Here is a 13,750-nt window from a genome sequence, read left to right as displayed (position 1 = left end):
TCGAACGCCCCCCCCGAGTCGCCCCGTCGCCGGTGCCTCACATCGGCGACGGGTCCGAGGGCCCCCGCCCCGACAGAACCTCCCCATACGCCTGCATGAGATCCGGCAACCGCAACGTCGCCAGATCATCCCGGCTCAACGCCCCGGGATACACCGACAGCCGCAGATCCCGGTACGCACAACTCTTCTCGTACAGCGTCCGCAGAAACCGCCCGTTCCCCAGCTCGTCGATCCACCCCTGCTCCACCACATGCCCGGCGATCGACCGCAGCTCGTCCAACGCCTCCTCGTCCCACACATCCCCGTTCTCCGCCGCCAGCACCTCCCCGATCGAGGTCAGCTCCAACGGCCGGTACGAGGGAAAGTCCACCCGCGTGGTGAACCGAGACGACAACCCGGGATTCGCGGCCAGCAGCCGGTCCATGCCCTCGGGATACCCGGCCAGGATCACGACCAAATGGTCCCGGTTGTCCTCGGCCCGCTTGAGCAGCACCTGGAGCGCCTCGTCCCCGTAGGCGTCCCCCTTGCCGTACCCGGAGTTGGACAGGGAGTAGGCCTCGTCGACGAACAGGACGCCTCCGAGCGCGGAGTCGATCAGCTCGTTCGCCTTCACCGCGGTCTGTCCGAGGTACTCACCGACCAGATCGGCCCGCTGCGCCTCGACGAGGTGATCGCCGCCGAGCAGCCCGAGGGCGTAGAAGACGCGGCCCAGGATGCGGGCCACGGTGGTCTTGCCGGTTCCGGAGGGCCCGGAGAAGACGAAGTGGCGCTTCGGCGGCTGCACCGGCAGCCCCTGCCCCGCCCGCAGCCGCGCCATGTTCAGTTGTGCCGACAACGCCTTGACCTGGCGCTTCACCGGCTCCAGGCCCACCATGCGCTCCAGTTCGGCGAGCGCCTCCTCCAGTAAGGCGGGGTCGGTGGGGCCGGTGGGCAGCGGTGACACCCCGCCGCCCGTCCGTTCCCGCACTCCGGGACCGCCGGCCGGGGGCGGCGGGGGACCCGGTGCCGGCTCCGGGTCGGGCAGCCTGAGGTCCCGCCCCTCGGTGCCGAAGAGCGGGTCGAGCATGTCGGGGCCGTCCATCACGTCCTGCCCCGCGCCGGTGAGCGTGATCGCGGCGAGATCCGCGGAGTCGTCGTAGCCGTCGCCCTCGGCTATCGCCGCGAGCCGGGCGGAGGTGTCCATGAAGGCCGGATCGACCCGGTGCACGGCCCGGTACAGGGGGAGCGCCGCGGCGCTGCGGCCGGTTCCCTCGTGGGCGCGGGCCAGCCAGTAGCGCAGCTCCTTGCGCTGTGGCTGCTCGCTGCGGCACCGCATCAGCGCCGCCGACAGCAGCGGTTCGGCCTGCCCGTACATCTCCAGCCGTACCCGGGCCATGCCGCCGAACAGGCCCGCCTCGATGCCCAGCATCGGGTCCTCGACCAGTGAGTCCGTGTGCCGGACCAGCTGCTCCCAGTCCTTGACCAGATAGGCGCGGCAGGCGTGCAGGAAGCGGACCTGTGGATCGGTGTCGACCGGGGGCAGCCCGGCGAGGGCCCGGTCGAGTTCGGGAACGTGGCGGCCGTCCAGCCAGTGCGAGGCGTGCGCCAGCAGCAGATCGCGGGGGCTCTCCAGCACCGGCTGCACCCACCAGCCCAGCCAGTACCAGGAGTTGAGCGTGCGCCGGTGCCGGGCGCGCTGTTCGCCGAAACGCTCCCGATGACGGAACATCCTGAGCAGCGCGGTCGTCGTGTCGACGCGCAGCGCGTGCAGCCCGAGCCAGCCGTCGGCCATCCCCGGGTCGATCCGCACCGCGGCCCGGAACTCCTCCTCCGCCTGCGGATAGGCGCCCATCGTGTAGGCGTCCACGCCTCGCAGCCAGGCGAGGTCGGCCGGGGCCTGCGGGCCCTGCGTGCCGAAGTCCATCACGTCCCCCACAAACCGTGCCCCCGTCGGTGTGCCGGCCGGCCCTCGCCCGTCGGCTCCCTGTGGTCGAACCGCTGTACCGCGGACCGGAGTTGCAAGGTGCGCGAAGCAGCGTCCGTAGGTCGCACCGAGGGCATCGTACCTGCGGCGGCGGCACGTCCGTAGGGTGCCGTGCACGCCGAAGGGCGAGGTGGGAGGGGAGACGCGGACCGCGCTCCGTGACCCAGGGTGATCGTCATATGCCACTGAGCGGTCGAAAAACGCGAAGAGGGCAGAACGAAGCCCCCGATCACGGGGGAACAACCGGGGGCTTCGCGTCTGCCGGCGGCTCCGAAGGGCCGCACATTGAGAACGTAAGACCTGTACGGGCCCCCGGTCAAGCCGAGTTGGGGTACTCCGGCAACTTGTCCGGGACCGCTCTTCACGACTTCACCACATCGAGGATGACCCGTCACCGTGCGTGAGCGGAGGGTGTGAATCGTCCGTCCCGGAAGGCCCGGGAAGCAACTCGTAACCCGTTGGTCGCTGACGCACCAGAAGGCCCGCGAAGGGTCGTGTGGGGTCGCCGGCGAAGTGCTCGCGCTCCGCGCGCACCCAGCCGTCCCAGAACTCCCGCTGTTCCTCTCCGTCCCGGGCCCGGCCCCGCGACCAGGACTCCTCGCGGGGCAGGTCCATCCAGAGCAGCAGCGCCAGATACGGGCGCAGGGCCCGGCGTCCCGCGCCGACGCCCTCCAGGACGATCACGGGTGCGGGCGGCAGCGGGCGGGGCGGACCGAAGCGGCGGGTCCGCCAGTCGTAGGGGGAGTAGTGCGCGGTCTCGCCACGGCCGAGCGGTTCGAGCACCTGGCTCAGCAGCCGTGCGGTCCAGTCGAACAGTTCGCTGTGGCTGGCGATGTCGTCGAGCCGCAGCACCGGGGCACCGCCCAGCGCCTCGGCCAGCTCCCCGGCGAACGTCGACTTCCCGGAGCCGGCGTGCCCGTCGACACCGACGAGCCGGACCGGACCGCACGAGGGGGCGAGCCGGCGGATGCGGGAGGCGAGATCGTGAATGGCTGGTTCCAGGGGAGGGCTCGAGTGGCGTGCTGACGGGAGCACTCTAGGCCCCTGGCCGGGAGGGCCGCGCGGGTCCCGTCATTGGTCGAGTCCCATGTTGGTCGGCGCGGCACCGGCCGAGGTGCTGGCACGATCCGCCAGGCTGCGTTCATAGTTGGCGCACACACGCTTCATCCGGCGGACGCACACGGTCCGGCCGGCCGTGCACTGGTCCTGTCCCGACTCCGACACCTGGGGGTCCTCCACCCATGAGCAGAGCCGAACTGCCGTCCCGCAGAACCCTCCTGGCCGCGGCGGTCGTCGCCGCCGTCGCCGGGAGCGCGGGGCCGGCCTCCGCCGGCACCGCCACCGTCGGCACACCGAGCCGAGGCGCCACCGACCCGGTGGGCGCCGGCCGGGCCGCCGCCCGCACCATCGACAACCGGGCCTGGACCTCGTACACCGACTGGCGCTCCGGCACCGCCGACGGAACCCGCGCCGTCGCCGGTGCCCGCCCCGGCCTCGTGATCGCGAGGGCCGCCGGCACCACGGACTACACCGACCCGCACACCGGCCGCACGGCCGCGTGGGAGTACGCCGGCTGGACCTCGCCGGTGCACCGCCTCGGCGTTTCGGCCACGGAGGTCATCGCCTCCTGGAACGCGCACACCCCCGAGGGCACCTGGCTCCAGGTGGAACTGAAGGGCACGTACTCCGACGGCACGGACACCCCCTGGTACGTCATGGGCCGCTGGGCGGCCGGTGACCAGGACATCCGGCGCACCTCGGTGGACGACCAGAGCGACGGCAAGAGCACCGTCTGGACCGACACGCTCTCCGTCGACGACGCGGCCTCGGGCCTGCGCGTCGTCTCGTACCGGCTGCGCCTCACCCTCTACCGCCGCCCCGGCACCCGGCTCACCCCGACCGTGTGGCGGCTCGGCGCGATGGGCTCCGACGTCCCGGACCGGTTCACCGTCCCCGCCTCCGAGCCCGGCCTCGCCAGGGAGCTGATCGTCCCGCGCTACTCGCAGGAGATCCACAAGGGCCAGTACCCGGAGTACGACAACGGCGGCGAGGCCTGGTGCAGTCCGACCTCCTCGCAGATGATCATCGAGTACTGGGGCGGCCGGCTCACCGAGGAGCAGCTCTCCTGGGTCGACCCGTCCTACGCCGATCCGCAGATCTGCCACGCGGCCCGGTACACGTACGACCACCAGTACGCCGGCTGCGGCAACTGGCCCTTCAACGCCGCCTACGCGGCCACGTTCGAGGACCTCCAGGGCGTGGTCACCCGGCTGGGCTCCCTCACCGACCTGGAGACGCTGATCGCCGCGGGCATCCCGGCCATAACGTCCCAGTCGTTCCTGGCGGAGGAGCTGACCGGAGCCGGGTACGGCACCTCCGGGCATCTGATGACGGTGATCGGCTTCACCGCCGACGGCGACGTGATCGCCAACGACCCCGCGTCGGACGACAACGCGGCCGTGCGCCGCGTCTACAAGCGGCGCGAGTGGGAGAACATCTGGCTGCGGACGAAGCGCTACAACGCCTCGGGCAGGGTCGTCTCCGGCACCGGAGGGGTCTGCTACCTCTACTTCCCGGCGCGTCCGACCCCGCGCCAGCGCAAGGCGCTCGCGGCGGTGGGCGTGCGCTGATCCGGTCCGCCCGCGGGCCCCGGGCGACCGGGCCCCGCGGGCGCCTGTGACCAACGTCTCGGCCGCGGAAGCCGTGCACGGTGGCAAGGTGGACGGCAGTCGCAGGGGGAGTCCACCGCACCACAGAGACCAGCGAGAAGCCATGACCGCGAACGCAGCCACCGTCACCCGCGCCCGCACCGGCGGCCCCCGGGACGACGGCCCGAAGATCCTCGAGCACGCCATGGGATGGACCCTCGTGGTGGTCGTCGCGATGCTCGTGACCCAGCTGGGACTGCTGTAACCCGAGGTCGCGGGGCTGCCCGTCCGGGCCCGTCGGCGGACCTGCCATACTGCGGCGGGATGTCCCGCCGCCCGCAGGAAGACCTGGGTCCGAAGTGAACGTCAGCCGGCAGTCCGCCGTGCGCCCCGCGGCGCGCGGTACCGAGCGTTCGTCGGCGCGCCGCGCCGAACTCATCGCCATCGGGCGGAAGTTGTTCGCCGACACGTCGTACGACGCGCTGTCGATGGACGACATCGCGCGCCAGGCGCGGGTCGCCAAGGGGCTGATCTACTACTACTTCCACTCCAAGCGGGGCTACTACCTGGCGATCATCGAGGACTCGGTGGCCGGCCTGGTGACCTTCGCGGCGAGCGGGGCCACGCTGCCGCCCGTGGAGCGGGTGCACCGCACCATCGACAGCTATCTGCGGTACGCCGAGCACAACCAGGCCGCCTACCGCGCGATCGTCAGCGGCGGCGTCGGCTTCGACACCGAGGTGCACGCCATCCGGGACGGTGTGCGCGAGGCGATCGTCTCGACCATCGCCGAGGGCGCCTACGGGCGTACGGACATCGCGCCGGTGGCGCGGATGGGGTTGCTGGCCTGGGTGTGCAGCGTGGAGGGTGCCGCCCTCGCCTGGATCGACCGCGGTGAACTCTCCCGCGAGACCATGAGCGAGCTGCTGATGAAGACGCTCGGCGGAGCCATGCGCGCCATCGAGGAGCTGGACCCCGCCCACCCGGCCCCGGCGCCCGCCCGCCGCGACGGCTGAGGCGCGCCGGCACGGAGGCGGGGGCGGGAGTCCCCCCGTGGAACCCCGCCCCCGCACGCCCGGAGGGACTACCGGATCGCCTTGATCAGCTCCCCGTTCGCGGTGTCGCCGCTCAGCTCCCAGAAGAACGTGCCGCCCAGCCCCTGCTGGTCCTTGTAGGTCATCTTGGTCCCGATGGTGGCCGGGGTGTCATAGCTCCACCAGTCGTTGCCGCACTTGGCGTACGCCGTGCCGCCCACGGTCCCGGTCGCCGGGCACTTGGCCTTGAGCACCGTGTAGTCCTCGATGCCCTGCTCGTACGTGCCCGCCGCCGGGCCGGTCGCGGTGCCGCCGGGCGCCGACTGGGTGACACCGGTCCAGCCGCGGCCGTAGAAGCCGATGCCGAGCAGCAGCTTGGAGGCGGGGATCCCGAGCCCCTTGAGCTTCGCGATCGTCGCCGAGCTGTGGAAGTCCGCCTTCGGGATGCCGTCGTACGAGGTGAGCGCCGAGTGCGGGGCGGTGGGGCCGGCCGCGTCCCAGGCGCCGAAGAAGTCGTACGTCATCGGGTTGTACCAGTCGACGTACTGGGCGGCGCCCGCGTAGTCGGCCGCGTCGATCTTGCCGCCCGGGGTGGCGTCCGCGGTGATCGCCGCGGTGACCAGGTTGCCGGAGCCGAACTCGGCGCGCAGCGCGGACATCAGGTTCCGGAAGGCGTCCCGGCCACTGGAGTCGCAGGTGGCACCGCAGGCGTTCGGGTACTCCCAGTCGATGTCGATGCCGTCGAAGACGTCGGCCCACTGGGAGTTCTCGACCAGGTCGTGGCAGGACCGGGCGAACGCGGCCGGGTTCTTCGCGGCCTCGCCGAAGCCGCCGGACCAGGTCCAGCCGCCGAACGACCACAGGACCTTGAGGTCGGGGTGGAGCTTCTTCAGTTCGCGCAGCTGGTTGAAGGTGCCGCGCAGCGGCTGGTCCCAGGTGTCGGCGACGCCGTCGACCGACTCGGCGGCGGTGTAGGTGCGCTCGGTGGCCGCGTAGGAGTCGCCCATCGCGCACTTGCCGCCGGTGACGTTGCCGAAGGCGTAGTTGATGTGCGTGAGCTTGTCCGCCGAGCCCGACGTCTCGATGTTCTTGACGTAGTACTTGCGGTCGTAGGTGCCCCATTCGGTGAAGTAGCCGAGGACCTTGGAACCCGCGGCGGCCTCCTGAGCCGAGGTCGCTGCGGTGGCGGTCGGGGCGCCCGCGCCGGCGAGCAGTCCGGCGCCGAGCACGGCGGCGCAGACGGCGGACACGAGCGCCCGCAGGGTGCGGGGGCGGTGGGGGGATTGCATCCGGTTGTCTCCTCGTGGGGGAGGGAACGCGGGTCGATTGGCATGAACGCGGTGACCCGGTGGAGCGAAACCCTAGGAGGACTAGACCAGTTGGTCAATGGTTCGGACCAATCCGGAGGGCGAAAGATTTCTTTGAGTAAGCGCTCGTTAACTGGTGACTCGGTGCCGCCGATCGGGCATACTCGCAGCGCACAGCCGCTGGTCAGCAGCTTCCGAGACCCGGGAGTGCGAGCATCGGCCAGGCACCGATACAACCCCGGCGGAGCCGCCCCCACCCAAGGCGCACGCCGATGTGCCCGAACAGGGAGGAGAGCGTCGCCATGCCCGACCGCGCCCCGCAGCCGGTGGACCGGCAACTGCCCACGGACGAGGCCCGGGACCTGATCTCGCTCGTCCGCGACATCGCCCAGCGCGAGATCGCCCCCAGGGCGGCCGAGGAGGAGGACGCGGGACGTTTCCCCCGCGAACTGTTCGCCCTGCTCTCCGAGTCCGGACTGCTCGGCCTGCCCTACGCCTCCGAGTACGGCGGCGGCGACCAGCCGTACGAGGTCTACCTCCAAGTCCTCGAAGAGCTCGCCGCCGCCCGCCTCACCGTCGGCCTCGGCGTCAGCGTGCACACCCTGGCCTCCTACGCGCTCGCCGCCTACGGCGCCAAGGAGCAGCAGGCCGAGCACCTGCCCGCGATGCTCGGCGGCGGCCTGCTCGGCGCGTACTGCCTCTCCGAGCCCGCCTCCGGCTCGGACGCGGCCTCCCTGCGCACCAAGGCGGTGCGCGACGGCGACGACTGGGTGATCAACGGCACCAAGGCGTGGATCACCCACGGCGGCATCGCCGACTTCTACACCGTCATGGCCCGCACCGGCGAGGAGGGCCCGCGCGGCATCAGCGCGTTCCTGGTGCCCGGTGACGCGGAAGGGCTGAGCGCCGCCGTGCCGGAGAAGAAGATGGGCATGAAGGGCTCGCCCACCGCCCAGGTTCATCTCGACGGCGTCCGGGTCCCGGACGCCCGGCGCATCGGCGAGGAGGGCCAGGGCTTCGCCATCGCCCTGTCGGCGCTGGACGGCGGCCGGCTCGGCATCGCCGCCTGCGCGATCGGCCTGGCCCAGGCAGCACTCGACGAGGCGCTCGGCTACGCGACCGAGCGGCGGCAGTTCGGCAAACCGATCGCCGACTTCCAGGGACTGCGCTTCATGCTCGCCGACATGGCCACGCAGATCGAGGCGGGACGCGCGCTGTACCTGTCGGCGGCCCGGCTGCGCGACGCGGGGCGGCCGTTCGCCAAGCAGGCGGCCATGGCCAAACTCCACTGCACGGACACCGCGATGCGGGTCACCACCGACGCCGTGCAGATCCTCGGCGGCTACGGCTACACCGCGGACTTCCCCGCCGAGCGCTTCATGCGCGAGGCGAAGGTGCTGCAGATCGTCGAGGGGACCAATCAGATCCAGCGCATGGTCATCGCCCGCCACCTCGCGGGGCCGGAGACGCGCTGAACTGACCGAGCCCCCGCCAGGGCGCGGCGAGCCGGGTCCATTCGGGGTCCTGCCGGCCGGGCAGCGTACGGCCCCGGTCGGCCCAGGTCCGCATCAGATCGCGGTAGATCGGCGGATCCGGGAGCCGGGGCGGCACGGTTGCGGCCGCCTCCGTGGGAGGCGGCACGAAGACACGGCGTTGACGCCCGGTCGTCGAGTACGTGGGGGTCGTCATACCTGGGCAACGCGGAACCGGCCGAACCGGTCACCGACCCCCGGAATCGGGCGTGCGTTCGCGATCGCCCCGTACGGCGGACGAGGGCGGACCGCGCCGCCCTCGTACCGGCCCTCGCTCAGGCGGCCTGACGCCGCATCGCCGGGACCCTGATCGGGCGCGAGCCCGGGCCGCCGACGTGCGAGAAGGGCTGGGTGCGCCAGTCGAGTCCCTGAGGGAGCGTCAGCAGCAGGGCGGTGTCCTGCTCCTGGGGAGTGACGGACTCGTCCGCCGGCCGGGCCTCGGCGGCGCGGCGGCCGGTGCCGGCGCAGACCGTGAGCCCGAACGGGTTCCACGGCGAGGCGCACAGCGCGTGCTCCGGCAGGACGTCCTCGTCCGCGAGCAGGGCGATGGGCTGCGCGCAGTCCGGGCAGATCACCCGGTACATCTCGAAGGTGTCGTACGCGTCGAACTCGTCGTCCTGGGCGTCGGGTTCGACGTACTCCGGATCGAGCTCGACGACCGGCTGCTGTCGCTTGGACGTGGTACGACCAAGGCGCTTAAGACTCTGCATTGGGTTCTCCCCCTCGGGCTGGGCCGTGAAGGCACTGCGGCCTCGACCACAGCAAGCACTTCCCGTCCCCCCTCCGGGGTAATCACGGGAACATCACGGAGACGGTTCGAAAGCTGTGGCGTTCGTCACACGCGGTCAAAGGGTGCCCGCTGCGACGGCTTTGTCCCCCCGGAGTGTGCGCGGCGCGCCTCCGGCATGTCACGAACCGGGTATGACCTGGGCGGCTCAGGTATCCGAGGAGATCAGGCGCACTGTAGGTTCTTGCGCCATGGAGGAGCTGGACCGACAGATCGTGCAGCTGCTCGTCAAGGACGGGCGGATGAGCTACACAGACCTGGGCAAGGCCACGGGCCTGTCCACGTCGGCCGTGCACCAGCGGGTGCGCCGGCTGGAGCAGCGTGGCGTCATCCGCGGCTATGCCGCGGTGGTCGATCCGGAGGCCGTCGGCCTGCCCATGACCGCCTTCATCTCGGTCAAACCCTTCGACCCCAGCGCCCCCGACGACATCGCGGACCGGCTCGCGGGCGTCCCCGAGATCGAGGCCTGCCACAGCGTCGCGGGCGACGAGAACTACATCCTCAAGGTGCGCGTGTCCACACCGCACGAACTGGAGGAACTGCTCGCCCGCGTGCGCTCCCTCGCGGGCGTCTCCACCCGTACGACGGTCGTCCTCTCGACGCCGTACGAGTCCCGGCCGCCGCGCATCTGAACGCGCCCCGCGTGCGGGGCGGACCGGGCGACGCGGGAGACTGTGGGACATGAGTGAACGCACCGCCCCGCCCCGCACCGTCCTGCTTCGCCGCGGAGAGGTCCACAGCCCGGCCGACCCCTTCGCGACCGCGATGGTCGTCGAGCGCGGTCAGGTCGCCTGGGTCGGCTCCGAGGGCGCCGCCGACGCCTTCGCGGACGGCGTCGACGAGGTGATCGACCTCGACGGAGCCCTGGTCACCCCCGCGTTCACGGACGCCCACGTCCACACCACGGCCACCGGCCTCGCCCTCACCGGACTCGACCTGTCCGCCGCCCCCACGCTCGAGGCCGCGCTGGCCCGCGTCCGGGAGTTCGCCGCCGCCCGCCCGGACGACCGGGTGCTGCTCGGCCACGGCTGGGACGCCGCCCGCTGGCCCGGGGGCCGCCCGCCGACCCGCGCGGAACTCGACGAGGCCACCGGCGGCCGCCCCCTCTACCTCAGCCGGATCGACGTCCACTCCGCGGTCGTCACCACCGCCCTGCTCGACCTGGTGCCGGCCGGGACCGTCCGCGAGGACCGCCCGCTCACCGGGGACGCCCACCATGCCGTGCGCGCCGCCGCCCTGGCCGCCGTCACGCCCGCCCAGCGCACCGAGGCCCAGCGCGCCGCCCTCGCGCACGCCGTCTCCCTCGGCATCGGCACGGTCCACGAGTGCGGCGGCCCGGAGATCTCCTCCGAGGACGACTTCACCGGCCTGCTGCGGCTCGCCGCCGAGGAGTCCGGCCCCCGCGTCGTCGGCTACTGGGCCGAACAGGACGTCGCCAAGGCGAAGGAACTGGGCGCGCTCGGTGCCGCGGGCGACCTGTTCGCCGACGGCGCCCTCGGCTCGCACACCGCCTGCCTCCACGAGCCGTACGCCGACGCCGGGCACACCGGAACCGCGCACCTGGACGCGGCCGCCGTGGCGGCCCACGTCGTGGCCTGCACCGAGGCCGGTCTCCAGGCGGGCTTCCACGCCATCGGCGACGCCGCCGTGAGCACCGTCGTCGACGGCATGCGGGCCGCCGCCGAGAAGCTCGGCCTCGCCCGCGTCCGTGCCGCCCGGCACCGCGTCGAGCACGCCGAGATGGTCACCCCCGAGACCGTCGCCGCCTTCGCCGAACTCGGCCTGACCGCCTCCGTCCAGCCCGCCTTCGACGCCCTCTGGGGTGGTGAGGACGGCATGTACGCCCAGCGCCTGGGACCGGAGCGGGCCCGCACCCTGAACCCGTTCGCGGCACTGCTGCGCGCCGGGGTCCCGCTCGCCTTCGGCTCCGACAGCCCGGTCACCCCCCTCGACCCCTGGGGCACGGTCCGGGCCGCCGCCTTCCACCGCACGCCCGAGCACCGCGTCTCCGTACGCGCCGCGTTCACCGCGCACACGCGCGGTGGCTGGCGGGCGACCGGACGCGACGACGCGGGCGTCCTGGTGCCCGGCGCGCCCGCCGACTACGCCGTCTGGCGCACCGGTGAACTCGTCGTCCAGGCCCCCGACGACCGGGTGGCCCGCTGGTCCACCGACCCCCGCTCCGGCACCCCCGGCCTGCCCGACCTCGCCCCCGGCCGTGACCTGCCGGTCTGCCTGCGCACCGTGGTCGGCGGGCGCACGGTCTTCGTACGGCCGGGCGAGTGATCTACGAGGGCGGCGCGGTGACGATCATGTGCCGCGCCCTTCTCCCGCGACCTGCAGATCCTCGTCGCTGACCAGGCGCTTGAACCACATCGCGCAGGTCGAACGACTGTTGACAGGCGGCCGTCGGGGGCCGGTAGGTTCGGCCGGGTCCACCACCGGACGCCCGACCGGAGAACGTCCGGCCACTCGTGTCAGCGCCGCTGGGTCAGGGACGGTGTGCCGCACCGGGGCACCGTCACTGGGAGCCAGGCTCAGCGGCGGCGCGGTACCGAGGGACGTGCCAGCCGGCCGGGGAGGTGTGACCCCGGGTGGGGCCCGGGCGCTCAGTAGACAACGGCTTCAGGTCGATCCGCAGCCGGCGGATCCCGGGCCGGCCCGAAGGGCGCCGGGCCCCCATCCGCTGCCCCTCTTCACACGCTCAAAAAGTGTGTTCCTACCCGATCTTCGGTAAACGACACCACCATACGAACGTCCTGTCACGTCGACGCAGGCCGGGCCCACTATGGTGGGATCCTGTGCACAGGACATGAAGGGGCAGCAGTGAACGACGGCGACGGGACCCGCTCGGCAGGATCCCCGGGGCGGAACTTCGGCCCGCTCGGCACGGCTCTGGTGATCATCCCGACCTACAACGAGGCGGAGAACATCAAGGCGATCGTCGGCCGGGTGCGCAAGGCCGTTCCCGAGGCGCACGTTCTCGTGGCCGACGACAACAGCCCCGACGGCACGGGCAGGCTCGCCGACGAACTGGCCGCCGGGGACGACCACGTCCAGGTGCTGCACCGCAAGGGCAAGGAGGGCCTGGGCGCGGCCTATCTCGCCGGCTTCCGCTGGGGCATGGAGCACGGCTACGGCGTGCTGATCGAGATGGACGCCGACGGCTCCCACCAGCCCGAGGAACTGCCCCGTCTGCTGACCGCCCTCAAGGGCGCCGACCTCGTGCTCGGTTCCCGCTGGGTGCCGGGCGGCCGGGTGGTGAACTGGCCGAAGTCCCGTGAGTTCATCTCGCGCGGGGGCAGCCTCTACTCGCGCGTGGCGCTCGATCTGCCGCTGCGCGACATCACCGGAGGATTCCGCGCCTTCCGCAGCGAGACCCTGGAGGGCCTCGGCCTCGAGGAGGTGGCCTCCCAGGGGTACTGCTTCCAGGTCGACCTGGCCCGCCGGGCGGTCAAGGCCGGCTACCACGTCGTCGAGGTCCCGATCACCTTCGTCGAGCGCGAGCTCGGCGACTCCAAGATGAGCCGTGACATCCTCGTCGAGGCGCTGTGGCGGGTCACGGCGTGGGGCGTGGGGGAGAGGGTCGGCAAAGTCCTCGGGCGCGGCGAGGAGAAGCCGCGGCCCCAGCCGGACGCCAAGCGGCCCGAGCCGGTGGCCACGCGGTCCGAGCCGGACGCCACGCGACCCGAGGCGTAGGCCCACGACGTCCCTGTCGTTCCGTCCGATCCCGCTTATCCCGACCTGAGCCGGGGCCAGGCACACTGGGACCATGACGACTGGCGCTCAGACCCCGTATCCCGCCCGGCCGCGGCGCTCCCGGCTGCGCACCTTCCTGCCGCTGGGGATCGCCGCATGGCTCGTGCTGGAGATCTGGCTGCTCACGATGGTCGCCGGGGCGTCGAGCGGACTGGTCGTCTTCCTGATTCTCGTGGGCGGCTTGGTGCTCGGCTCGGTCGTCATCAAGCGCGCCGGCCGCCGGGCCTTCAAGAACCTGACCGAGACGCTGCAACAGCAGCAGGGCGGGGTGATGCCCGAGGCCCGGCCCAACAGCGAGGGCAACGGGCTGACGATGCTGGGCGGCCTGCTGCTGATCCTCCCCGGCCTGATCTCGGACGCGGTGGGACTGCTCCTGCTGGTGCCGCCGGTCCAGAAGGCCGTGAGCCGCTACGCCGAGCGCACCTTCGAGCGCAAGCTCCGCGAGGCCGCGCAGGGCTCCCTCGGGGACGCCTTCCAGCAGGCCCGTATGCGCCGGCCCGACGGCAAGGTCGTCCAGGGCGAGGTCGTCCGGGACGAGCCCGGAAGCACTCCGGGGGACACCCCTCAGGGTCCGCGCCCGCCCCTCACCCGCTGACGGCGGCCGGGACCCGCGCACACACAGGACCGGGGGGGGGGGGGGGGGGGGGGGGGGGGGGGGGGGGGGGGGGGGGGGGGGGGGGGGGGGGGGGGGGGGGGGGGGGGGGGGGGGGGGGGGGGGGG

Annotated in this window: 12 protein-coding genes; 8 read left to right on the top strand and 4 right to left on the bottom strand. The window is 72.5% G+C overall.

Annotated features, from left to right (window positions below; translation table 11 throughout):
- Positions 1-37: 37 nt before the first annotated feature.
- Together ACZ470_RS29520 and ACZ470_RS29515 are read right to left on the bottom strand one after the other, a co-directional pair.
- Positions 38-1,903 (bottom strand): AAA family ATPase, encoded by a 1,866-nt coding sequence (locus tag ACZ470_RS29520; protein WP_468432106.1) that lies wholly within the window; start codon positions 1,901-1,903, stop codon positions 38-40.
- 429 nt (positions 1,904-2,332) lie between these two features.
- Positions 2,333-2,998: a uridine kinase family protein gene (locus tag ACZ470_RS29515; RefSeq protein ID WP_468432104.1), complete on the bottom strand. Its 666-nt coding sequence runs from the start codon at positions 2,996-2,998 to the stop codon at positions 2,333-2,335.
- A gap of 206 nt (positions 2,999-3,204) precedes the next feature.
- Between ACZ470_RS29515 and ACZ470_RS29510 the strand changes: the two genes are divergently transcribed.
- The 3 genes from ACZ470_RS29510 (at position 3,205) to ACZ470_RS29500 (ending at position 5,627) form a co-directional block, all read left to right on the top strand.
- The gene (locus tag ACZ470_RS29510) at positions 3,205-4,593 is read left to right on the top strand and encodes a peptidase C39 family protein (RefSeq protein ID WP_468432103.1); all 1,389 of its coding nucleotides are present in this window, start codon (positions 3,205-3,207) and stop codon (positions 4,591-4,593) included.
- Positions 4,594-4,735: 142 nt separating this feature from the next.
- On the top strand, positions 4,736-4,876 hold the full coding sequence (locus ACZ470_RS29505) for an SCO1431 family membrane protein (protein ID WP_468432101.1): 141 nt from the start codon (positions 4,736-4,738) through the stop codon (positions 4,874-4,876).
- A 94-nt stretch (positions 4,877-4,970) separates the two neighbouring features.
- Entirely contained in the window at positions 4,971-5,627 is a 657-nt protein-coding gene (locus ACZ470_RS29500) for a TetR/AcrR family transcriptional regulator (protein WP_468432099.1), read from the top strand.
- Between the two features lie 68 nt (positions 5,628-5,695).
- Here ACZ470_RS29500 and ACZ470_RS29495 read toward each other — a convergent pair whose 3' ends face one another.
- The gene (locus tag ACZ470_RS29495) at positions 5,696-6,934 is read right to left on the bottom strand and encodes a glycoside hydrolase family 18 protein (RefSeq protein WP_468432098.1); all 1,239 of its coding nucleotides are present in this window, start codon (positions 6,932-6,934) and stop codon (positions 5,696-5,698) included.
- 320 nt (positions 6,935-7,254) lie between these two features.
- On the opposite strand from ACZ470_RS29495, the gene ACZ470_RS29490 reads away from it, so the two are divergent.
- Entirely contained in the window at positions 7,255-8,427 is a 1,173-nt protein-coding gene (locus tag ACZ470_RS29490; protein WP_468432096.1) for an acyl-CoA dehydrogenase family protein, read from the top strand.
- Between the two features lie 332 nt (positions 8,428-8,759).
- Here ACZ470_RS29490 and ACZ470_RS29485 read toward each other — a convergent pair whose 3' ends face one another.
- Entirely contained in the window at positions 8,760-9,194 is a 435-nt protein-coding gene (locus ACZ470_RS29485) for a hypothetical protein (RefSeq protein ID WP_468432094.1), read from the bottom strand.
- A 268-nt stretch (positions 9,195-9,462) separates the two neighbouring features.
- Between ACZ470_RS29485 and ACZ470_RS29480 the strand changes: the two genes are divergently transcribed.
- The 4 genes from ACZ470_RS29480 (at position 9,463) to fxsA (ending at position 13,625) form a co-directional block, all read left to right on the top strand.
- Complete coding sequence (locus ACZ470_RS29480; RefSeq protein ID WP_142196567.1) at positions 9,463-9,903, top strand: Lrp/AsnC family transcriptional regulator; 441 nt, start codon at positions 9,463-9,465, stop codon at positions 9,901-9,903.
- Between the two features lie 49 nt (positions 9,904-9,952).
- Complete coding sequence (locus tag ACZ470_RS29475; protein WP_468432092.1) at positions 9,953-11,557, top strand: amidohydrolase; 1,605 nt, start codon at positions 9,953-9,955, stop codon at positions 11,555-11,557.
- A 540-nt stretch (positions 11,558-12,097) separates the two neighbouring features.
- Positions 12,098-12,970: a polyprenol monophosphomannose synthase gene (locus tag ACZ470_RS29470; RefSeq protein WP_468432091.1), complete on the top strand. Its 873-nt coding sequence runs from the start codon at positions 12,098-12,100 to the stop codon at positions 12,968-12,970.
- Between the two features lie 73 nt (positions 12,971-13,043).
- Positions 13,044-13,625: an FxsA family membrane protein gene (gene fxsA, locus ACZ470_RS29465; protein ID WP_468432090.1), complete on the top strand. Its 582-nt coding sequence runs from the start codon at positions 13,044-13,046 to the stop codon at positions 13,623-13,625.
- Positions 13,626-13,750 lie beyond the last annotated feature (125 nt).

The sequence above is a fragment of the Streptomyces sp. NPDC031111 genome, assembly GCF_055570675.1.
The sequence above is the reverse complement of the archived record's forward strand: the minus strand, read 5'-3'. Positions and strand labels throughout refer to the sequence as shown.

Excerpts from the sequence above, each read along its gene's own strand:
- ACZ470_RS29520 (WP_468432106.1), bottom strand. The coding sequence starts at position 1,903 with ATGGACTTCGGCACGCAGGGCCCGCAGGCCCCGGCCGACCTCGCCTGG.
- ACZ470_RS29510 (WP_468432103.1), top strand. The coding sequence starts at position 3,205 with ATGAGCAGAGCCGAACTGCCGTCCCGCAGAACCCTCCTGGCCGCGGCG.
- ACZ470_RS29505 (WP_468432101.1), top strand. The coding sequence starts at position 4,736 with ATGACCGCGAACGCAGCCACCGTCACCCGCGCCCGCACCGGCGGCCCC.
- ACZ470_RS29495 (WP_468432098.1), bottom strand. The coding sequence starts at position 6,934 with ATGCAATCCCCCCACCGCCCCCGCACCCTGCGGGCGCTCGTGTCCGCC.
- ACZ470_RS29490 (WP_468432096.1), top strand. The coding sequence starts at position 7,255 with ATGCCCGACCGCGCCCCGCAGCCGGTGGACCGGCAACTGCCCACGGAC.
- ACZ470_RS29485 (WP_468432094.1), bottom strand. The coding sequence starts at position 9,194 with ATGCAGAGTCTTAAGCGCCTTGGTCGTACCACGTCCAAGCGACAGCAG.
- ACZ470_RS29480 (WP_142196567.1), top strand. The coding sequence starts at position 9,463 with ATGGAGGAGCTGGACCGACAGATCGTGCAGCTGCTCGTCAAGGACGGG.
- ACZ470_RS29475 (WP_468432092.1), top strand. The coding sequence starts at position 9,953 with ATGAGTGAACGCACCGCCCCGCCCCGCACCGTCCTGCTTCGCCGCGGA.
- fxsA (WP_468432090.1), top strand. The coding sequence starts at position 13,044 with ATGACGACTGGCGCTCAGACCCCGTATCCCGCCCGGCCGCGGCGCTCC.